Below are 20194 nucleotides of genomic sequence, written 5' to 3' on the forward strand. Positions count from 1 at the left end.
GCCGGGTGTGAATCTCATGAAGCGGTGCTCCTGGGCCGTGCTGTTGTTGCTCCTCGTCGGGTGTGGCACCACCACCCGTGCCGTGCGACTGGATACGGGGCGGGGAAAGCTCCTCGTCCATGTTCCGCGCGGCGGCGAGGAGCCGGTGAAGCTGCGCGAGGGCGAATTCAAACAGGCGCTCGCGGAGCTGGCCCGGGATGTGCGGCCCGCTTCGAATCCCCTGCGAAACGCCCGGAGGCTGATGTTCGACTCCCCCTGGCAGGAAGAGGTCTACCTGAAGTGGACGGGGCGGCAACTGCTGCTGGACTCCGAAGCGGAATCCGTGCAGCGGATGGCCGGGGTGTACCTCGAGCTGACGCAGGCCTACGGACGCTGGTGCGAGCACAAGGGGCGTCCCCGGGACTGCCTCTCGCTGCTCAAGGATGGACCCCTCCTCAATGAGGATGGCCGGTACGCACTGGCCATGGAGTTCGCCCTGGGTGCGGTGTGGAACGAGACGATGGATGCCTTCAAGGACATGGCCAATCCCGAGGCCGTGCGGGCGACAATCGTTTCCGCGATGGCCATGTATATGACGCTCTGGCTGCTGCCCGAGCCGGCGTCCAAGGGCCTGGCTGCCATCCTGACGGCCTCGCTCATCGCTTATCTGGGAGTCGATACGGTCTGGAGCCTGATGCAGGGTTGGATGCAACTGGTGGAGGACGTGAAGGGGGTCACGTCCTTTGCCCAGCTACGGGAGGTCGGCGAGCGGTTCGGCAGGGTGATGAGCAAGAACGTCGCGCGCATCTTCATCATGCTGGTGACAGCGGCCATCGGGAACACGGCGGGGCTGGCGATGACGGGGCCGGGGCTGCCCGGCTACTCGCGAGCGGCGGTGCTAGCGGAGACGCAGGGTGGCTTCCAGCTGGCGGCGGTGGCAGAGGTGGAGTCGGTGGCCGTGTCCGCCGAGGGCTTCACCATCGCCCTTGCGCCGGGCGCGGTGGCCATGTCCTCGCGGGGTCCGGGCGGCAGCGTGAGCTCGCCGGCAGCGGACAACGCTCCTCCAAAGAGGCTCCTCAAGAACCAGTTGCCGGATGACCTCTCTTGGGAACTGGACCTGGCCCGTCGGCTTGGTGTCCGACCCGTTGGCGTTGACTCACCCGAATTCCTGGACTATGCGAACCAGGGAACAATCAAGTGGGTCGTTACCCAAGAAGGTGAGCTGAAGATCATTCCACACACTTGGCGCGCCCTTGAGATCTCACATGCTGTCGCCAGTGGCGGTCAACCTGTGCTGGCTGCCGGTGAAGCACAGATCGCTATTCATGGGTCCACGCGCTTCGGCATTGCAATCACTCCCAACAGTGGTCACTTCCTGAAAGGGGCGTCCAGGGCCGTGAGCGCCAACGCGCTGGAAATCGGGCGACAGGCGTTCGCCAAGTTCGGAATCACTTTCCCTCCTTGAAAGGGACTGATGGAAACGAAGAGCGATCTTCTGCAAACCGTCTTGAAGTGGCCCCACCAGAGGGTGTGGGCATGGCTCGACGGGCTCATCATTGGTGAGCCCATAGACGGCGAGTTCTTCAATTGGGATCTGTTCGCTTTTGCTGCCGCGACGCGGGCAAGAGAAGAGCGGAGTTTGTCATGGGCAAACATCGCCCTGCTGGTGTATGGCGATATCGCCAAACGCTCACCCGATGGAATCGCAGAATCTCTCACATACTCGGCAATGAACCTGCGAGCGTGGATGATCTGCGAACTCGGTGCGCGGGAAGGTGACACCGTTCTGGATCCCGCGGTGATTGTGGCATGGTTCCGGCGAACCGCTACCCTGTCCTTTGAGGAGGTGGTCCAGTTGGTGTCCCCACTGGACCTGCGGATCACCCCCATTGATACGATCCGCAAATTGCGCAGCATCAAGAATGCGCTCAATGTCTTGAGATCCATTTGCAAATCGGGTGTGTTGCGGAAGCACCCCGAGTTGATCGACTGGCTGCGCATCCGACGACGCCTGCCGTGAGCACGGAGACACGGCCTTCACCGCTCGCGCGGTCCGGAGTCACCTTCCCTCCTTCAAAGCCCCCGTCTCCAACTCTCACGCTTCCCGAACTCGTCATCCAGCAACTTGCCGAGCCCTTCATCGGAAACCACGCGGCCTGCCTCGGCATCGGCAAGACCTTCACCGACCGTCCCGAGAAATTGCGCCTGGTAGGTGAGCCGGTCGAACTCCTCCGGCGAGAGAAGCACCGCGGCGGGTTTGCCGCTCTGGGTGATGACGACCGGACGCCGGTGCTCCCGCAGGCGGCGGACCACCTCAGATGCACGGGCCTTGAAGTCGGCGATCGGTAGGATGTCCTCTGAGATATGGAGCGGCTTCATGGTCACCTGGATGGCCAGAAGATAGGCCTGGGGACGCGTCCCAGGGTCTTGGACGAGCACCTTTCCTCCTTGAACGCCTGGTCGATCGCCTGGTTGCCCGCTCGTAGACGAGGTGGCTCTGGGCGCACGGTGTCTATCGACAACGTGGGCGTCAGCATCACGGAGTTCATGCTGACGGCCGAGCGGATGCAGCAGTTGGTGGACGCTACCCGGCGGAGAAGCCCACCGGCGTGAGCGAGGTGCGCACCCGGCAGAGCAGTGCGCCCGGAGACGTGGTGGTGGATCCGTTCATGGGCTCGGGGGGCGTGGCGGAGGCGCGGCTCGGGCGAGGCTTCCGGGGCACCGACATCTGCGTTGAGGCGCTCGAGGTCACCGAGGCGCGTCTGCGCGCCGAGGAGGCTCTGCCCGAGGAGATGTACGTGCGCTTACTCCGGGAAGTGCACCACGCGGCCGTCGTCGCCTACCGCCCAGATGTCGTCCGGCGAGTTGAGCGCGAGATCCCGGAGGGGCTTGTCCACGGTTCGCGCAGTGACCCAGCCCGTAGCACTTAGCCGTCGGATGACACCGGTGCTGAGGGAGCTGGCATCGGTGGTGTAGATGGAGGACGGGTCCAGCACCACCACGCTGGTGAAGGCGGCCGAGGGGCCGTCCGAAGGCGGGCTCACGCGCGTCCAGTTCGTGGCGCCGTTCCACTTCATCACCAGGCCCGCGTCCCCCACTGCATAGGCGAGACTGGCGCTGGCCATCCACACGGCACGCAGGGCGCCGCTGTAGCCTCCGGGCACGCCCGTCAGGGTGTGCTGGGTCCTCGCCGGAAGACCGCCGCTGCCGGGGTAGCTGATGATGTACGGCACCGTGTCGTTGCCATTCTTGTCACCGACGGCGATGAGCTGCGTGGGCGAGAGGCCGTGGAGGCCGTAGTAGGTGGGAGGCGTCTCGTTGTAGTGCTCCTGTGGCGTGTTGCCCGGCGTCCACGTGTACATCCGTCCCTGGCTGTCCACCATGTAGAGCGGCGTCGTCGTCCCGAATCCCTGGATGCCCACGAGGTTGAGGGAGATGGTCGCTTGATTGGAGCAGGTGTTGCCGTCGTGCTCGGCCACGCTCCCGGTGTCGCCGGCCAGGAACACGTGACCGTCGGGCCGCACCCACGCGGCACGCCAGTTGGTGTTGCCGCAGCTCGCATCGAGGCTCTTGAAGGGCTGCCCCGCGGCGGTGCGCACCGCGAGCGCGCCGTTACTGCCCGCCACCCAGACCGGCAGACCGTTCGGGCCGAGCGCCACGGTCTTCCACTGCCGGGTGCCGGTCAGCGCCGGGTCCGAGAGCACGCTCCATCCCTTGCCTCCGCAGACGCCGCCTTCGTCCCGTTGCCCGTCGCAGGTGTTGTCCCGATCGTCACATGCCTCGGCCCTGCCGCGCCGGTTGCGAGCGTCCTGATCATCGCAGTCGTCCTTGTTGGCGACGGTGCCCGCGGGGGGCGTCGCACCGGGGCACACCGGGACCGGGGCCGCGCGCTCGTCGCCCGCGCCATCACCGTCCGCGTCCGGGTAGTAGGACGTGGGGGCGGGGGCGTTGCAGGCCAGTCCGTCATGGCTGGTGTTGCAGACGTACTGCCCACCGGGACAGGGCGTGCTGCACGCGGTGCCCTTGGCGAAGCCTTCATCCGCGGTGCCGTCGCAGTCGTCATCCAGGTCATCGCACCGCGCCTCGTTGGCATCCGAGCGGGGGTACGTCCGCGCGTCCGAGTCCCGGCAATCCGTGGCGTTCTGCACGTAGCGGGAGGTACCCGAACCCGGCGGCTGAGTGCAGCTCCAGAGTGGTGTGGCGTCCCGGTCGCCAAATCCATCACCATCCTTGTCGGGGTACCAGGGTAAACTTGTGCCCTGGTCGATGGTTCCGTCACAGTCATTGTCCCGTCCGTCGCACACCTCGTGAGCGCTGGGCCAGCTGTTCGGGTCACCGTCATCGCAATCGCCGAGTTGGGTGGTATGACCGGCCGGCATGTGGCCGCAGAAGATTTCATAGGCCGAGTCCTTCGCGGCATACCCATCCACGTCCGCATCAGGGTACCCCACTGTCGCCATGGACTCACCGCAAGGATTCAAGACGCATACTGCTTGGATGCACAGGTATCCTTTGTCACAGGGGTGCATTTCATTGCAGTCGCGTGTCTTCTCCTTCAGGAGATCATCCAGGCCAGGTACCGTGCATCCGGCCACGAGCCACAGCAAGCCCATCCATCCTGCCAGGCGGCGCATCAGCGAACCTCCTTCGAGAGCGCGCGATCCGTCGGAGAGAGCGCCCAGGTAACGAGCGCTCCCACTGCCGCGAGTCCCGCCGTGCCAAACATCACGTTGGCCACACGAGCGCTGCTCTCGGCGTCGTCCCGGTGGGCGTGGGTCTCATCCTGGAAGGAGGCTCTGCGAGCATCGTTCACGCTGGAGCGCGCTTGGAGACCGAAGACAGCCCCCACACCCATGGCGGCTATGCCCACGCCCGCAAGCACAAGCGGCGCTACGAGTACCCGCTTGCGCGAATGCTCCACCACACCCGTCGCATACGGCGTGGGAGTCACCGGCGCAGGTACACGCAGATCGGGTCCCTCCGTCAGTTGCTCGGGCCTATCCGTCTTGGCAATGGCGGGTTGTTTCGACTCTTCGAGGGAGCTGGCCAATTCCTGGTACACGCGAGCCCTCTGTTCCTCGAAGTCATGCGCGATCTTGGGCGAGACCTCAAGCGGGAGTTTCGCCTTGGGGTCGAGTCGCAGCCCTGTTTTGAAGGCTGTTTGAGATTGTTCCCGCTTGCCCATGTCCGCGAGGATGATGCCCTCGTGCAACGCGATGGTCACCTTCTGCTCTGCGTCACGGGCCAACCCCTTGGCTTGCTGGAGTTGCTCCAGCGCTTGCTCATACTCCAGCGCGTCATAGAGCCGCACTGCGGCGGTGAGGTAATGGCTGAAGGTGTTCTGCGCGTGAGCAGCCATTGGCGTGGCTGACATGGCCAGGGTGCAGATGGCGAGCATCAGGCTCGCATGACGCGAGGAGGGGTGCATGGCGCGGGATGGTAGGGGCTGGCGGTAGGCCTGTCCACACGCTTGGTTGGACCCGGCGGGCACAGAGAAAACCCGGAGCTACAGGTGCTGTGCATGGTCGGTTTCAGGTTCGAACCGACAGCTCACGCTCTTGTACTGGTCATGCTGCTGTCAGTTTTCAGTCTCTACCAAGCCATGGGCTGAACCCCTTGATAGCCATCCTCTCCACCTGAAGCGCTACAGTCATGATGATGGGCACCGTTCTGCCCTGAATGTCTGCGCGAGCGCCTGGCTGCCCGCTCGTGGAGGATTACTCCGGCGGCAGGGGCGCGTTGGTGCGGCGCAGGGGGCGCTCCGGGATGAATAACGTCAGCATGAAGCCCAGCACCGAGACGAGGATGGCGAGGCGGTAGATGGCCGAGATGGCCCGCGTGAAGCCTTCCTTCTGCGCCTGTTCCACTTCGGCCACCGCGTCCATCACCCGCGTCTCCTCGGCTTGCAGCTGGGACATCGCCTCGGTCCTCGCGGGGCCCTCGAGCCTCGCCTCCACGTCTCGCTCCCTCGCCGCGAACCTGTTGCGCAGGTCCGCTTCGAGCTGCTTCGCCGGGAAGGCCTGTCCGCTTTCCACTCCCTCGCCTCCGCTCCCTCCGGTCCCTGATACCTGGAGCCGCTCGCGCACTTCGGGCGGCAGGTTCGCGGTGGCCCTCGCCATGCCCTCGGTCACCGAGGAGGACAGGGTGGCCGCGAACACCGTTCCGAGCACCGCCACGCCTATCGTGGAGCCCATCTGCCGGAAGAATGTGACGGTCGAGGTGGCCACCCCCACCTGTCCCGGTGGCACCGCGTTCTGGATGGCCAGCGTGTAGAGCGGCAGCGAGGGTCCCATCCCCAGCCCCAACAGCACCATCTTCGCCGTCACTTCGGCCTGCGTGGACTCGGGCGTGAGGGTGAAGCCCATGAGCGCATAGCCCACGGTGAGCACCACCTGCGCGCCGAGCATCAGCGCCTTGTAGCGGCCGATGCGTGAGACGAGCTGGCCCGCCAGCACGTTGCCCGCCACCACGCCCAGGGTGACCGGGGTCAGCGTGAGCCCCGAGCGCGTGGCCGACAGGCCCACCACGTTCACCATGAAGAGCGGCAGGAAGACGACCGCCGACAGGAAGCCCGCACCGAGAATGAAGACGGTGGCGTTGCCCACGCCGAAGACGCGGTTGCGGAAGAGCTCGAGGTCGAGCAACGGGTCGCTCGCCCGGTGCTCGGCGAGCACGAAGAGCACGAAGCCCACGGCCGACAGCGCGAAGAGGCCGAGGATGGGCGCCGAGCCCCACGGGTAGCCGCCCTCGGACGCCGGTGTGCCGCGGCCTCGGCCGAGGCTGAGTGCGAGCAGCAGCGGCACCACGGCGAGCACCAGCGCGAGGGCTCCCGCAAGGTCGAGCCGGGGGCGTGTCTCGCCGGCCGTGGGGAGGAGCGAGGGCATCTTGAGGAGGATGAAGGTGAGTGCCACCACGCCCACCGGGAGGTTGATGAAGAAGACCCAATGCCAGCTGAGCTGGTCGGTGAGGAAGCCCCCGAGCAGCGGGCCCACCACGCTGGCGAGGGCGAAGACCGCACCGGAGAGGCCCTGGTACTTGCCTCGCACCGCGGGAGGGAACAGGTCCGCGACCACGGTGAAGGCCGAGGTGAACAGCGAGGCGCTGCCCAGGCCCTGCACCACTCGGGCGAGAATGACGTGGAGGCTGGTGCGCGACAGCCCGCACAGCACACTGCCGGTGACGAAGAGCACGATGCCGGCGATGAGGATGGGCTTGCGGCCGAAGATGTCCGACAGCTTGCCGTAGATGGGGAGCATCACCGTGGAGGCCACCAGGTAGGACGTGGTGAGCCACGGGTAATGGGCCGCATCCATGTGGAGGTCCACCTGCATGGCCGGGCCCGCGGTGGCGACGATGGTCTGGTCGAGCGCCGCGAGCAGCAGGGCGAGCAGCACGCCCGTGAGCGTGACGGCCTTCTGGCTCCGAGTGAGCTCGTAGGCGTGGGTGGGCGGTGCCATCCGTGGTGTCCCCGTGTGTGCCCCCATCTTCCCCGGTGAGAGGGCAGGGGAGGGGGTCTTCTCTATGCATGAGAGGGCCCCCGTGGGCGCCGGGACGTTGGCTGGATGACGCTCGGTGCGTGCATTGCGGAGTTCTGCGCGGATGCCGTGCTGTGTAGCGTCTCCAATTCACACCCAGGCGGTCCGCTTGGCGGCGGGTCCGCGAGGAGGAACACCATGCGCGCGTTGCATCTCGAGCGGTTGGACGGTCCCGAGGGGTTGAAGCTGGTAGACGTGCCCGAGCCCGATGCGGGAGAGCAGGTCCTCATCGACGTGGTGGCGGCGGGAGTGAGCTTCCCGGACCTGCTGCTGTCGAAGGGCCAGTACCAGATGAAACCGCCGCTGCCCTTCGTGCCGGGCGTGGAGGTGGCGGGCGTGGTGCGCAGCGCTCCCTCGGGCTCGGGGGTGAAGCCGGGAGACCGGGTGATGGCCTTCACCATGCTCGGGGGCTGGGCGGACGTGGTGGCGGCGCCTCCGGGAATGACGTTCCGCGTCCCCGAGGGCTGGAGCTTCGAGGCGGCCGCGGGCACGGTGATGAACTACCACACGGCGCACTTCGCGCTGCACCGCAGGGGCCGGCTCAAGGCAGGTGAGACGGTGCTGGTGCACGGCGCCGCGGGCGGCGTGGGGACGGCGACCATCCAGATTGCCCGCGGCGCGGGGGCTCGGGTGCTCGCGGTGGTGAGCAGCGAGGAGAAGGCGGAGGTGGCTCGGAGCGCGGGCGCGGACAAGGCGCTGCTGTCCACGGGGGACTGGGTGTCGCAGGTGAAGGACGCGACCCAGGGCCGGGGCGCGGACGTGGTGATGGACCCGGTGGGCGGGGACATCTTCGACCTGAGCCTCAAGTGTCTGGCTCCCGAGGGCCGGCTGCTGGTGGTGGGCTTCGCGGGCGGCCGGATTCCGGAGGTGAAGGTGAACCGGCTGCTGCTCAAGAACGTGGATGTGGTGGGCGTGGCCTGGGGCGCGTTCGTGATGCAGGAGCCCAAGCTCACGGCGGAGATCGCCAAGGACCTGGCGGCGCTGGCGGACAAGGGCTTCGTGGAGCCGGTGGTGAGCCAGGTGTTCCCCCTGGAGCAGGCCGCCCAGGCGCTGCGTGAGCTGGACTCGCGCAAGGCCACCGGCAAGGTCGTGCTGCGCGTGCGCAAGGAGTAGGTCCGCGTTTGACTCAGTGCGCCATCCGGGCGCATGGACATGTCATTCCGTGTGCTCCGGTGAGCGAATCGCTAGCATCCACCTCCTTCTCACATCAGGGGGACGCACCGATGCTCACCGGACGCATGATGGACTTCCCGCTCACGCTCACCCACTTCCTCGAGCGCGCCCGGACCTACTTCGGCCGCTCGGAGATTGTCAGCCGCCAGCCGGACAAGTCGCTCCATCGCTATACCTATGCCGACTTCTACCGGCGCACCTGCAAGCTCGCCCATGCGCTCGCCCGGCTCGGCGTGAAGCCTGGCGACCGGGTGGCCTCGCTCTGTTGGAATCACTCCCAGCACCTCGAGCTCTACTTCGGCGTCCCCGCCATGGGCGCGGTCATCCACACCCTCAACCTCCGTCTCCACCCCAACGACCTCGCCTACATCGCTCGCCACGCCGAGGACCGCATCGTCGTCGTGGACCGCTCGCTCCTCCCGCTGCTCGAGAAGTTCATCGCCTCCGTTCCCTCCGTCGAGCACGTCATCGTCATCCCCGATGACGGCCCCACCCCAGAGGGCCGCCTCGACTACGAGAAGCTGATTGCCCCCGAGCAGGACTCGTTCTCCTGGCCCCAGCTCGACGAGCGCTCCGCGGCGATGCTCTGCTACACCTCCGGCACCACCGGCAACCCCAAGGGTGTCCTCTACAGCCACCGCTCCTGCGTGCTGCACGCGCTCACCCTGTGCATGAACGATGCGCTCGGCATTTGCGAGACGGACACCGTTCTTCCCGTGGTGCCCATGTTCCACGCCGCCGCCTGGGGTATGCCCCACGCGGGCGTCTTCACCGGCGCGAAGCTCGCCTTCCCCGGGCCCCACCTCGACCCGAAGTCCATCCTGGACCTCATGGCGGATGAGCGTGTCTCCCTTGCCGCCGGCGTGCCCACCATCTGGCTCGGCATCCTTTCGCTGCTCGACCAGGAGCCGAAGCGCTGGGACCTGCGCGCCATGCGCACCATGGCCATCGGTGGTTCCGCGGCTCCTCCCGCCATGATTGAGGGCTTCCTCCACCGCCATGGTCTCGTCGTCACGCACGCCTGGGGCATGACCGAGATGAACCCCGTGGGGACGCTCGCGCGCCCGCGCCGCCAGCATGAGCACCTCCCCCAGGCCGAGCGGCTCGCCCTCCGCGCCACGCAGGGCTATGCCATTCCCCTCGTCGAGGTGCGGCATGTGAGTGACTCGGGCCAGGTGCTCCCCTGGGACGGCGAGACCATGGGCGAGCTGGAGGTGCGTGGGCCCTGGGTCGCCTCCTCGTATTACGGCGGCGAGGGCGCGGATCGGTTCACCCCGGATGGTTGGTTCAAGACGGGGGATGTCGTCACGCTCGACGCCGAGGGCTACGTGCGCATCACCGACCGCTCCAAGGACGTCATCAAGTCCGGTGGCGAGTGGATCAGCTCCGTGGCCCTGGAGAACGCCCTCATGGCCCACCCGGCCGTGCTCGAGGCCGCCGTGTTCGCCGCGAAGGATCCCAAGTGGGACGAGCGTCCGCTCGCCGCGGTGGTGTTCAAGCCGGGCCAATCGGCCTCGAGGGAGGAGCTCGCCACCCACCTGGAGAAGCGCTTCGTGAAGTGGTGGCTGCCGGATGACTACGTCTTCGTGCCGCAGATTCCGCGCACCTCCACCGGCAAGTTCCTCAAGTCGAAGCTGCGCGAGGATTTTGGCGACCACCTGGTGAAGCGGCAGCGGTCGAACAACTGAGCCACGAGGGAGCGGGGGCTACACGGCGGCTCCGTAACGGAGTGCGTCGCGGCCCACCTGGGCAATGTCCTCGTCTCCCTCGCTTCGCCCGTACTGCAGCAGCGCCACCCCGTAGTGGAACGCCCGGAAGCGCGCCCGGTCCCACGTGGCCTCGTCGATGTCTCCGTAGGCCTCGCGGAATACGTCTCGCGCCTCCGGCGGCAGGAAGCTGAAGGCGAGCGTCAGGTCGATTGCCGGATCCCCCAGGTGCACGTCTCCCCAGTCGAGCATCCCCGTCACCGCGTGGTGCTCGTCCACGAGCAGGTGCCTCGCGTAGAGGTCTCCGTGCACCCAGCAGGCGCGCCGTGTCCACGGCGGTGTGTCCACCAGCCGTGACACCCAGGTGCGCACCGCCGCCCCGTTCACGTCCGCGCCGTCGGTCTCCAGCTTCTCGAGCCGCTCGAGAATCATCGGTGCTCGCTTCCTCAGGTCCGCGCGGGCGAGCTCGTCCCCCGGGCCTCGCGTGAGCGTTTCATCGTCCACGGGAATGCCGTGCAGTGCCGCCAGGAATCTGCCGAGTGTCGCGGCGTTGCTCAGGCGCTCCTCGAGCGTCCACGCCACCGCGCAGGCCGTGCGCCCGGGCAGCAGCGCGTATCCGGCGAACGGATAGGGGTAGTCGCCCTCGGGATGGCCGAGCCACACCGGTTCGGGGATGCGCAGCGGCAGGTGGGGCGCGAGCAGGGGAAGGAGCCGGGCCTCGTTCTCCAGCAATCCCCTGGCGATCTTCCGGCGCGGGAAGCGGAACACCCAGTGTCCGTTCACCGTGTACGCCGTGTTGTCCCAGCCCGTCCCCAGCGGCTCCAGTCTCGCCGGTGCCAGCTCCGGAAACTGCCGCTCCACGAGACGGGCGGCACCCTCTGGGGTCAGGGTGACGTCTGCTTCCCACAGTGGCGGCATGGCGCTCCCTCTTCTGGCCGGGCCTCCAGTCCCAGCGCTCCGGCCTGGTGCTCCCTGTTTCCCGTAACACCGCGGCGGGCCTCCTCGCCGTGGGCCGCGCGACCGCGTGACGTTCCTGTCAGCCATTGCTTACGGGGAGTTGACCCGAGCCTCCCGTGAACTCGTGTGAGTCTGGTCTTCCTCGTCGAACCGGAGGCTCGCATGCAGCTCAACCGTCGCAACTTCCTGCGTCTCTCCACGGTCAGTGGAGCGGCACTCGCCCTGGGGCCGTCCTTCTGGCGCAACGCCTATGCCGCTCCCGCCCAGCCTGGCAACAGCCCCTACGGCGCCATGTCCGGCTCCGCCGATGCCAACGGCGTTCGCCTGCCCGCCGGCTTCTCCTCGCGCATCGTCGCGCGCTCCAGCTCCAAGGTGGCCAGCACCGGCTACACCTGGCACGGGGCGCCGGATGGTGGTGCGTGCTTCCCCGTCTCGGGCGGCGGGTGGATCTACACCTCCAACTCCGAGCTGTCTTCCGGTTCGGGTGGCGTTTCGGCCATCAAGTTCGACGGCGGTGGCTCCATCGTCGGCGCGTACCGCATCCTCTCCAGCACCACCTCCAACTGCGCCGGCGGTCCCACTCCCTGGGGCACCTGGCTCTCGTGCGAGGAGTTCTCCGGCGGCCGCGTCTGGGAGTGCGACCCCACGAAGTCCTCGCAGGGCGTGGTGCGTTCCGCGCTCGGCACCTTCGCCCACGAGGCCGTCGCCGTGGACCCCGTGGACCACCGCCTCTACCTCACCGAGGACAGCACCAGCGGCCGCTTCTACCGCTTCACCCCGTCCTCCTATCCCTCGCTCAGCGCTGGCACGCTCGAGGCCGCTCGTGTCTCGGGAGACCCCCTGACCGGCGCCACCGTGACGTGGGTGGCCGTGTCCGCCTCCAAGCCCGCTTCGCAGCAGTCCAATGCCTCGCAGACCTCTGTCTTCAACGGCGGCGAGGGCTGCTGGTACGACCGCGGCACCGTCTACTTCACCACCAAGGGCGACAACCGCGTGTGGGCCTATACCGTGGCCACCTCGCGGCTGGAGATCATCTACGACGACAACCTCTATCCGAACTCGCCCCTCACCGGCGTGGACAACGTCACCGTGTCCTCGTTCGGCGATATCTACGTGGCCGAGGACGGGGGCGACCTGCAGCTTTGCATCATCACTCCGGACCGCGTGGTGGCCCCGTTCATCCAACTCGTGGGTCACAACAGCTCGGAGATCACCGGCCCCGCGTTCAGCCCGGATGGGAAACGGCTGTATTTCAGCTCGCAGCGTGGCACCTCCGGTTCCAGCAGCGGCGGCATCACCTTCGAGGTGACCGGGCCCTTCCGCACGTAGGCGCTGGCTCACCCCAGGGCACTGTGGCGTATCGCCACAGTCTCCCAGAATGCCGCACCCCTCCCCGTGGCGAAACGCCTCGGTGCTCCCGCCTCGCATCGGTCGCCTCCGAGGCGGGGCGTGGGTGGCACGCAGGTCGCAATGTACCCGGCCGTCCTGCTCACGAGGTTGGCACGATGACGATGAAGATGGGCTCCCGGGTGATGTGGCTTGTCGTGGCGGTGGTCGGCGGAGTCGTGGCCTCGTACGCCGTCGTGTTGCAACGGCAAGGCTCCGGCCTGGTGAGCCTCGTGCCCCTGTGCCTCCTGCAGGTGCAGTTGACGGCGCTCGTGCTGCCCCTGCACCGCGTGCGCGTGCTGCGTCGGGCTGCCGGGCTCAATCCGGCAGGAGCAGGCGGTGGTGGCGCAGGGGACGTGCCACGTTCTTCACCGGCGTCTCCGTCAGCGGGCCGTACGTGAGGGAGTGGATGAACGGGTCCTGGCTTCCCTCCAGCGCCTGCTTCACCGACTCCATCACCAACGTCTCACGGAAGCCCGCCAGCGATTGCAGCCGCGCCGTCTGGTTCATCCCCGTCGAGAAGCCCGTGTAGTCCTGGTTCGGGCCGAAGAGGCCGCACAGCGTCGGCGCGAGGTTGAGTCCCACCGCGACTCCCAGCCCCTGCATCCCCACCCGCTCGCAGATGGTCCGCACCTCGGGGTCCGTGCTCATCGAGGCCGTCACGCGCTGGATGTCACAGGCCGCCCGCACCAGCGCCTCCGCCCGCTCGCGCCGGGTGCCTCGGAAGAACGGCGGGCCGAACAGGCCGATGATGCAGTCGCCCACCATCTTGTCGAACACGCCCCCGTGCCGCCACAGCAGCTCCACCATCCGTGCGCTCCACCGGTCCACGAAGCGGCCGATGCGCGCCGGGCTCTCCAATTGCTCGCACAGCCGCGTGAAGCCGTTGATGTCCGCGAAGAGGATTCCCACCTCCTCGTCCCGGCTCGTCAGGTAGCGCGTCGCGTAGTCCGCGGACTGCAATAGCTCGTCGATGGTGTCCGCCGAGAAGAACTGGGACAGGTGCGTGCGCTCGCGGTTGTAGTCCACCAGCCGCTGGCTCAGTGTCGAGGCCAGCACCCGCACCAGGTCCATCGTGTAGCTGGAGAAGCCCTCCTCGCCCGACCACAGCAGGATGCGGCCCAGTTGGTTGCTCTGCAGGTGGCCCGCGATGAGCACCGCCTCCAGCACCCGGGGCTCGCCCAGCGCTCGCTTGAGCCGCTCGTCTCCGGGGTTCATCAGCTCCGTGCCGTGCGCGCGCAGCAGGGCGTCCAGCTCGGGCGAGGGCTTGTCGCCCGACTCATGCTCCAGGTGCCCGTGCCGGTACGTGCGGTAGTGCAGTACCGAGGGCCTCACCGCGTCCCGGTACATCAGCAGGAAGCCCGGCACCCGCACCCGCTGCGCCAGGGTCAGCACCACCTGATCCATGCCCGCCTCGAAGACGGGGTTGGACAGCAGGTGGTTGAGCCGGAGGATCAGCTCCTGCTTCTCGCACGCGGTGTGCACGAGCAGCAGCACCGTGTCGAGCTGCTCGGCCACGGTGTCCAGCATGCGCTCCAGGCGCTCGGACTGCTCGGGCCGGGTGTGGTCTCCCGCGAGGTACAGGCCGATGCGCCCCACCGTCTGGCCCATGACGTCCAGGTCCTGGCTCACGAGGGTTCCGTCGCCCTCGCGCCGCGTGCCGCGAGCCCCGGTGAGCAGCGTGCCCGGGAAGACGCCGCCGAAGTCCCCCGCGTGGAAGGTCTGCTCGGTCAGCTCCTCGTTGCGCGTGGTGACCGCGATGCCCTGCGCGCCCAGCTCCCGCAACACCGCCGGCAGCACCCGGTGGAACGTCTGCGCCAGCGAGCACTGCTCCCGCATGCACTCCTCGAGGAGCGAGTCCACCTGGCGGTTGAGCGCGTGCAGCATGCGGAGCTCCTCGAGCTCGGATTCAGCGGCCACCGTGGTGGCCCGGGTGACGGTCATGGGTGCCCCCTCATCGTCCCGTGTTCAGGCGACGCTCTCGGGCTGGATGAGCTCGGTGGAGAAGTAGCGCTCCATCCGATCCGGGAAGAGCGTCACCACCTGCGCCTGCGGACCCAGCCGCTTCGCCGCTTCCACCGCCGCCGCGTAGTTGAGCCCCGACGAGGGCCCCACCGGGAAGCCCCGGCGGATGAGCGCTCGCGCGGTGCACACCGCCACCTCGTCCGAGACGTTCAGCTCCACCAGCCCCGGCAGGTCCGCCTCGCGGTACAGCCTCGACAGGCCGTCCACCACGCCCGGCACTCGCGAGCTGAAGCTGCAACACTCCATGTCGCTGCCCAGCCCCGAGATGGGCCGCGCCACGAAGGGCACCACCGGACAGCCCGCCTCGGCGAAGGCCTGGTACAGCCCCACCACCGTGCCGCCCGTGCCCACGCCGCTCACCACCGCGTGCACCAGCCCGCCCGGCACCTGGGAGAGAATCTCCTGGCCCGTCCACACCCGGTGCGCCTCCGCGTTGTCCGGGTTCTCGAACTGGCGCGGCGCGAAGGCCTTGCGCTCGCGGGCAATCTCCTCCGCTCGCGCGATGGCGCCCCGGATGCCCGTGTCGCGCGGCACCAGCTCCACGTTGCCGCCGTAGGCCCGGATGGTGAGCACGCGCTCGCCCGTGACGCCCTCGGGCATCACCGCGGTGAACTTCAAGCCCATCTGCGCCGACGCCAGCGCCAGCGCGATGCTCGTCGAGCCACTCGAGGCCTCCACCACCTCGCCGCCCGGGCACAGCTCGCCCAGCCGCCACGCCTTCTCCAGCATGTAGCGCGCGATGCGGTCCTTCGTGGAGCCGCTCGGGTTGAGGAACTCCAGCTTGCACCAGATGGTCGGGCCTTCCGCCTCCAGTCGGACGGGGACGAGCGGCGTGGGGGCGATCGCCTGGAGGAAACGGCCATCCGCGGGCAGCGGGCGGCAGGGAGGACGGTGGGTCATGGCGGCGGGCTCCTGGGGTCCGCCCCACATATCGTGAAAGCCCCCGCTCCGGGAGTCCTCCTCGGTGGCGGAGGCGGGGTCCCCCCTGGCCGCCCAGGCAGGCAAGGAGGCGATTCGATGGATGACGTCCGAGGCGCCTGGTGCGAACGAGGGGTCAGGAAGCCGCCAACACGCTGGCGCGTAGACGCTCAGTCAAATGGAGGCGACTTCGAGTGGTCATCGTTGCTCACCGGCCCATCACCGCACGATGAAGTCGAACCGCTCCACGGCCGCCTTGAACTCCTCTAGCGTCGCCCTCGAGCGCTTGGCCTCCGCAGGTGCGTAGAACGTCAGAGCGACCGTGGATGGCTGTTCCTGGAGCGGCCCCTCGAGGATGACCGGAGTAAAGTCCCCAGGCCATGGCACGCTCAGCAGCTCCGGCCCGTGTTTGAGAGGGTCCACAATGGTGAAGCAGGGCCACTTCGGCAGGCGAACCGTACTTATGTCACAGCCGTGAAATCGACACAGATCCAGCCGGGCCTCGGAGAAGTCACAGTCCTCCACGCCCCCGAACTGCCAATTGTCCAGGTGCCCGCGGCGGTGCCCGAACTCGTTTCCGCTGAACCGGCCCTTGAAACGACAGCCCTTCAATCCCATCGTTGTCCAGCGTGAGTCCGCGAGCTCTCGCTTCACCTGGATGGTGCAGTCGATCAGTCGTCCCGACACGAGGCTCAGCCACCGTCCCGGAACACCGAGTAATACGGTGCACCCGCGCAGCGTGATGTTCGGCCCGAGCCAGTAGATGGCGGTGTTATCCGTCAGCTCCAGCCGCTCCCCTTCAATCTCTCGGTTCTCGTAGTGGATGTTCGGAGTCACGGGCCCTCAGAAGAAGATCATACGAAAGAACGTGCTCGCCAACCGCCGCCCATGAATCTCGAAGTTCGACTCGGTGCCCGAGAGAATCTCGTAGTGGTACTTCTGGCCCGAAGGTCCGGTGACGTCAACGCCCCTTCTGTTCCACTTCAAATGGGGGAAGCGTAGCCGCAATTGTTCCTCCACCCAGCGTCCTCGCGCCTGGCGCTCAAGAAGCTCCGCACGATGCACAAGTCCTCTCTTGAGCATTCGCTGGATCGCCGCTGTCACCTTCGGCCCGTAAGTCTCCTTGCTCCAGCTGGCCGCTACCTCCTTCGCCGCCGTCTGGAGTTGGTCTCCCAATGGGTCCGAGGCCGGAATGTCGTTGACGGACATTCCCCGTGGCAGGTGCCACCGCTCGCCGTTTCGCTCCACCTGCCTGTTGCCACTGCGGTGCCGGTACACCTCGTTGCCGGGAGACCCGTTTGAGGTGGCGCTCGCCGCGCTGTTGCTGCTCATCATCGCGCCAGCGAGTGCACCCTCGTGCCCTACTGTCATCGCCAGGGCGCCCTCCGCCGAGGCAGCCACCGTCTGCACCTGCTCTACCCGCACGAACACCCACGCCGGGCCTCCCTGCTCAGCGAGCTGCACCTGCGCGAGCCGGAAGCTCGGCAGCGAGCGCAACGCCGGGCCCACCTCCGCCAGCGTCCGCCCCGTCAGCGCCGTCACCGCCATGATCATCGCCCGGGCCGCGTCCGTCCCCAGCACCTTGGCGAAGCCCGCCCCGGCCTCACGCAACTCGTCAAAGGTGGTGGCTACCCGCGCCTTCATGACGAGCTCCGCCCAGCCGTCCATGAGGCCCCACACGGTGTCGATGCCGAGCCAGGCCACCAGCGCCACCGTGAGCACCGCAGCCACGCCCTTCGTCACCGGCTCCGGCAACAGCCACAGGCCCATGTAGATGCTCGCCATCCACACGATAGAGGCCAGGAGCGCCTTGGGGTTCAGCTCCCGCCCGAGCGCTGCATACGTCTCGTCCAGGACTGAGCCGAAGGCCAGGGCCAGGGCGAGAGTGCTCCTGTCATCCGAGCGAAGGTAGGGACCATCCGCAAACAGCTCGAGACAGTCACCGCCCCCTCGGACGATGCAGAAACGCTCGTACCTCGCCCGAAGCTCTGCCTCGGCTTGCGGCTCGAGCCGGACGGGCCCCCACTGCTCTTCGGGCAAAAGGGCGTTCACCCGTCCCCGTCCTCCTTCGGCCCACGGTTCCCACTCCCCGGTAAATCTCCCCGCCCCTTCCACGTCCGAGACCGGCCTCGCCTCACCGGCCTGGCGCAGCAACTCCTGGACCTTGAGCACTGCCGCCGCCACTTCCTGGGGACTGCCCTGGCCCTGTTGGCCGTGCGCCAGCCGCTCGACGTGCTCCCGAAACTCCGCCTTGGTGATGGGAACGGGCCTTGTCCTCACCCGCCCGGGCTCGAGGACCACCACATCGAGCACTGGAACGCCCTCGAGTCCCGGCTCCGTCACCGGCCCGGCCTGGGCCGCGTCGTCCTCGGGCTGCTCCCGCCAGCTGCGGCTCTGCACTCCGCCCATCCCCGCCATCGGTGCGTGCGTCGTGCACGCCGCGAAGAGGAAGAGCACGATGAGCCCGAAGGCCCCTGCGGGTGCCCAGCGCGGCGGGCCCCCCGTCCTCCCTCTCCGAGCCTCGAGCTGCGTACCGCCGCCATCCCCCGCCCCAGGACTTCGGTAGTCATTCGCCATGGCGCTGGCCTTTCCCCAGGTGAGACAACCCTGAAGAATAGAATGCAGGGCACCCAACCAGACAGGGGGAGAGGCCCTCACGCGGGGCGGCAAAATGACTCGCTCAGAAGTTCAGGCCGACTCCCGCGAACGGGCCGCCCAGCGTGTCCCGGTGCACCACGCCGTCCACGAGGCCGCGATCATCCAGCAGCAGCCCTCGCCAGCCGGCGCGCACGGTCATCACACCCATGTGCACCGCCAGTCCCGCCTGTCCGTCCAACTGCAGGTGCGGCATGGGGACCCACTGGAGCCGGCCCTCCAGGTCCATCGCGCCGATGAGGCAGCGCTCGAAGGACACCGCCATGCTCGGTCCCACGAAGGTGACGTCCGGGGCCCGTGCCGCGGCCACGCCCGCCTCCAGTCTCAGCCGGCCGTGCTCGCCCACGAGCGGGGCGAGCGTCACGTGTGCCTCCACCAGTTGGATGTGGTCCGTCTCGTCCGAGCCGTCGTCCGCATGCAGTGTCAGCGCCGTGAGCCGTGTGGCGACGCCCCAGCGCCGTTCCTCGATGCCCAGGTTGAAGCTCATGGTCTTGCCATCCTTCAGGCGGTTGCCCTCCACGCCCATCCGCACCATGACTGGATGGCTCGGCTCGTCCGGCTCCTCGGTCTCCACCGGATACGGGCCGCTCTGGCGGTAGTGCGAGGCGTAGATTCCATGGGGAGGAATCCACGCCGGAGTCGGAACGATGATGGTCCGTCGAGGACCCCGGTCCGGGCGTCCTCCTCCATTGTCCGGAGTGGAGCCGCCGTTGGACTCCTGGCCCACCGGCGTGGCGTCGTGGACCCTCTGTTGCTCGCCGCTGCTGCGGTGCTCACGGACCCTCCACTCGGTGAAGCGGCCGGAGGCATGAGAGCCGGAGGCACTGGCGCCACCGGAAGCACGGGCGCCGGAGCCGCCAGACGGGCGGGAACCGGAGGAGCCGGAGCCACCCGATTTGCCGAAACGGGCCCCGGCCGGAGCGGGGCTGAAGAAACACCCTGCCGCAACCGCGGCACACAGCATCTGCTTGAGGGTCGGCACGGGGGTCCTCCTGGGAATGCGGGTCCGCGCCGATTCATCCAAACATCTTCCGATCCACCCGGCCGCCACTCTCCGAACGGGTGACGCATGCAGGACAAGGGGAGTGTCCATGTCCTGAACCCAGGCGCCGCGAGTGTCGTCAGTCTCACGCCGCTCCCCGCGTGCCAGCGGAGTGGTAGCCTTCGTCCTGTCGGTGTTCCCCCGCTCCGGCGAGGTGTCTCATGCTGTTCCTGGACCTGGAGGCCTATGCGCCTCCGGACGACCGTACCGCGAGCCTGAGCTCGCTCGTCGTCAACCCCGCGCGGCCGGGACACGTGCTGCTGGGCGGCTGTTTCTTCAGCAAGCGCTTCGAGGACCCCATCCCGGACGCCCCCGAGTTCCAGGGGCTCTGGCTCTGGAACTTCGGCTCCGAGGCCGCCCTGCTCTCGGCCATCAAGGCGCGGTTCGAGGAGGAGTGGAGGCGGCAGCGCGAGGAGAACGTCCGGATTCTTGGCAAGCCGGCGGTGGACCTCGTCGTCTGTGGCGCGGGGATCGCCAAGTTCGACCTGCCGGCGCTCTACTGCCGGGCCCTCTTCAACGAGATCGCCAGTCCGCACGAGTTGTTCGAGGTCTTCTTCAAGGCGCGTCCCATCGATCTCGCCAACGAGGCCAGCTTCCTGTTCCCCGAGGAGCCCGTCCTCTATCCGAAGACGACGCGGGAGATGGCCGGGCGTCTGGGATTGCGCGAGCGCAAGGGTTCCAGCAAGGGCGTCTGGGAGAGCTACGAGAGCCGGGACTACGGCGCCATCGAGCAGCGGACCGAGCACGAGTTGCGGCTCGTGCTCGACATCTACAAGCGATTGCAGGGGAGGATCGTCCGGGCCCCGCGTCCTTGAGTC

General features: G+C 67.7%; 16 protein-coding genes and 2 pseudogenes. 7 read left to right on the forward strand and 11 right to left on the reverse strand.

Annotated elements, in window-relative coordinates; all coding sequences use genetic code 11:
* The first annotated feature begins 145 nt into the window (after positions 1 to 145).
* Entirely contained in the window at positions 146 to 1444 is a 1299-nt protein-coding gene (locus DAT35_RS53065; protein WP_146210247.1) for a hypothetical protein, read from the forward strand.
* A 9-nt stretch (positions 1445 to 1453) separates the two neighbouring features.
* Positions 1454 to 1999: a hypothetical protein gene (locus DAT35_RS53070; RefSeq protein WP_108077142.1), complete on the forward strand. Its 546-nt coding sequence runs from the start codon at positions 1454 to 1456 to the stop codon at positions 1997 to 1999.
* Positions 2000 to 2052: 53 nt separating this feature from the next.
* On the opposite strand, the gene DAT35_RS53075 is transcribed toward DAT35_RS53070, so the two are convergent.
* On the reverse strand, positions 2053 to 2418 hold the full coding sequence (locus DAT35_RS53075) for a type II toxin-antitoxin system Phd/YefM family antitoxin (protein WP_199243276.1): 366 nt from the start codon (positions 2416 to 2418) through the stop codon (positions 2053 to 2055).
* 161 nt (positions 2419 to 2579) lie between these two features.
* On the opposite strand from DAT35_RS53075, the pseudogene DAT35_RS61600 reads away from it, so the two are divergent.
* Positions 2580 to 2669, forward strand: a pseudogene (locus DAT35_RS61600) (site-specific DNA-methyltransferase); the annotation flags it as partial.
* Between the two features lie 114 nt (positions 2670 to 2783).
* Here DAT35_RS61600 and DAT35_RS53085 read toward each other — a convergent pair.
* From DAT35_RS53085 to DAT35_RS53095, 4 genes and pseudogenes are all read right to left on the reverse strand, one after another.
* Positions 2784 to 4127 carry a putative metal-binding motif-containing protein gene (locus DAT35_RS53085; RefSeq protein WP_233262233.1) on the reverse strand — a complete coding sequence of 448 codons (1344 nt, stop codon included), beginning with the start codon at positions 4125 to 4127 and terminating at the stop codon, positions 2784 to 2786.
* Between the two features lie 126 nt (positions 4128 to 4253).
* Positions 4254 to 4613: pseudogene (locus DAT35_RS62600) on the reverse strand (putative metal-binding motif-containing protein); the annotation flags it as partial.
* Positions 4613 to 5377, reverse strand: a complete 765-nt coding sequence (locus DAT35_RS53090) for a tetratricopeptide repeat protein (protein WP_108077144.1) — start codon at positions 5375 to 5377, stop codon at positions 4613 to 4615. The pseudogene DAT35_RS62600 and the gene DAT35_RS53090, both read right to left, overlap by 1 nt.
* Positions 5378 to 5696: 319 nt before the next feature.
* Positions 5697 to 7436 (reverse strand): MDR family MFS transporter, encoded by a 1740-nt coding sequence (locus DAT35_RS53095; RefSeq protein ID WP_233262234.1) that lies wholly within the window; start codon positions 7434 to 7436, stop codon positions 5697 to 5699.
* 216 nt (positions 7437 to 7652) lie between these two features.
* Here DAT35_RS53095 and DAT35_RS53100 point away from each other — a divergent pair, with 216 nt between their 5' ends.
* Both DAT35_RS53100 and DAT35_RS53105 read left to right on the forward strand, forming a co-directional pair.
* Positions 7653 to 8627: an NADPH:quinone oxidoreductase family protein gene (locus DAT35_RS53100; protein ID WP_108077146.1), complete on the forward strand. Its 975-nt coding sequence runs from the start codon at positions 7653 to 7655 to the stop codon at positions 8625 to 8627.
* A gap of 110 nt (positions 8628 to 8737) precedes the next feature.
* A complete protein-coding gene (locus DAT35_RS53105) occupies positions 8738 to 10375 on the forward strand; it encodes a long-chain fatty acid--CoA ligase (RefSeq protein ID WP_108077147.1) in 1638 nt (545 codons plus the stop codon).
* Between the two features lie 18 nt (positions 10376 to 10393).
* Here the strand turns inward: DAT35_RS53105 and DAT35_RS53110 are convergent, their stop codons facing one another.
* Positions 10394 to 11311, reverse strand: coding sequence for a phosphotransferase (locus DAT35_RS53110; RefSeq protein WP_158502273.1), 918 nt, complete (start codon positions 11309 to 11311; stop codon positions 10394 to 10396).
* 201 nt (positions 11312 to 11512) lie between these two features.
* Between DAT35_RS53110 and DAT35_RS53115 the strand changes: the two genes are divergently transcribed.
* Positions 11513 to 12679, forward strand: a complete 1167-nt coding sequence (locus tag DAT35_RS53115; RefSeq protein ID WP_108077149.1) for an alkaline phosphatase PhoX — start codon at positions 11513 to 11515, stop codon at positions 12677 to 12679.
* A gap of 375 nt (positions 12680 to 13054) precedes the next feature.
* Here DAT35_RS53115 and DAT35_RS53120 read toward each other — a convergent pair whose 3' ends face one another.
* The 5 genes from DAT35_RS53120 to DAT35_RS53140 all read right to left on the reverse strand — a co-directional run bounded on the left by DAT35_RS53120 (position 13055) and on the right by DAT35_RS53140 (position 19316).
* Entirely contained in the window at positions 13055 to 14680 is a 1626-nt protein-coding gene (locus DAT35_RS53120) for an adenylate/guanylate cyclase domain-containing protein (RefSeq protein ID WP_108077150.1), read from the reverse strand.
* Positions 14681 to 14704: 24 nt separating this feature from the next.
* Entirely contained in the window at positions 14705 to 15661 is a 957-nt protein-coding gene (locus DAT35_RS53125) for a PLP-dependent cysteine synthase family protein (protein WP_108077181.1), read from the reverse strand.
* Positions 15662 to 15898: 237 nt separating this feature from the next.
* Positions 15899 to 16516, reverse strand: coding sequence for a hypothetical protein (locus DAT35_RS53130; RefSeq protein WP_108077151.1), 618 nt, complete (start codon positions 16514 to 16516; stop codon positions 15899 to 15901).
* Between the two features lie 6 nt (positions 16517 to 16522).
* Positions 16523 to 18256: a hypothetical protein gene (locus tag DAT35_RS53135; RefSeq protein ID WP_233262237.1), complete on the reverse strand. Its 1734-nt coding sequence runs from the start codon at positions 18254 to 18256 to the stop codon at positions 16523 to 16525.
* 103 nt (positions 18257 to 18359) lie between these two features.
* Entirely contained in the window at positions 18360 to 19316 is a 957-nt protein-coding gene (locus tag DAT35_RS53140; protein WP_108077152.1) for a hypothetical protein, read from the reverse strand.
* A gap of 221 nt (positions 19317 to 19537) precedes the next feature.
* Between DAT35_RS53140 and DAT35_RS53145 the strand changes: the two genes are divergently transcribed.
* Complete coding sequence (locus tag DAT35_RS53145) at positions 19538 to 20191, forward strand: hypothetical protein (RefSeq protein WP_108077153.1); 654 nt, start codon at positions 19538 to 19540, stop codon at positions 20189 to 20191.
* Positions 20192 to 20194: the final 3 nt, after the last annotated feature.

This window comes from Vitiosangium sp. GDMCC 1.1324, from assembly GCF_003044305.1.
Lineage (GTDB): Bacteria > Myxococcota > Myxococcia > Myxococcales > Myxococcaceae > Archangium.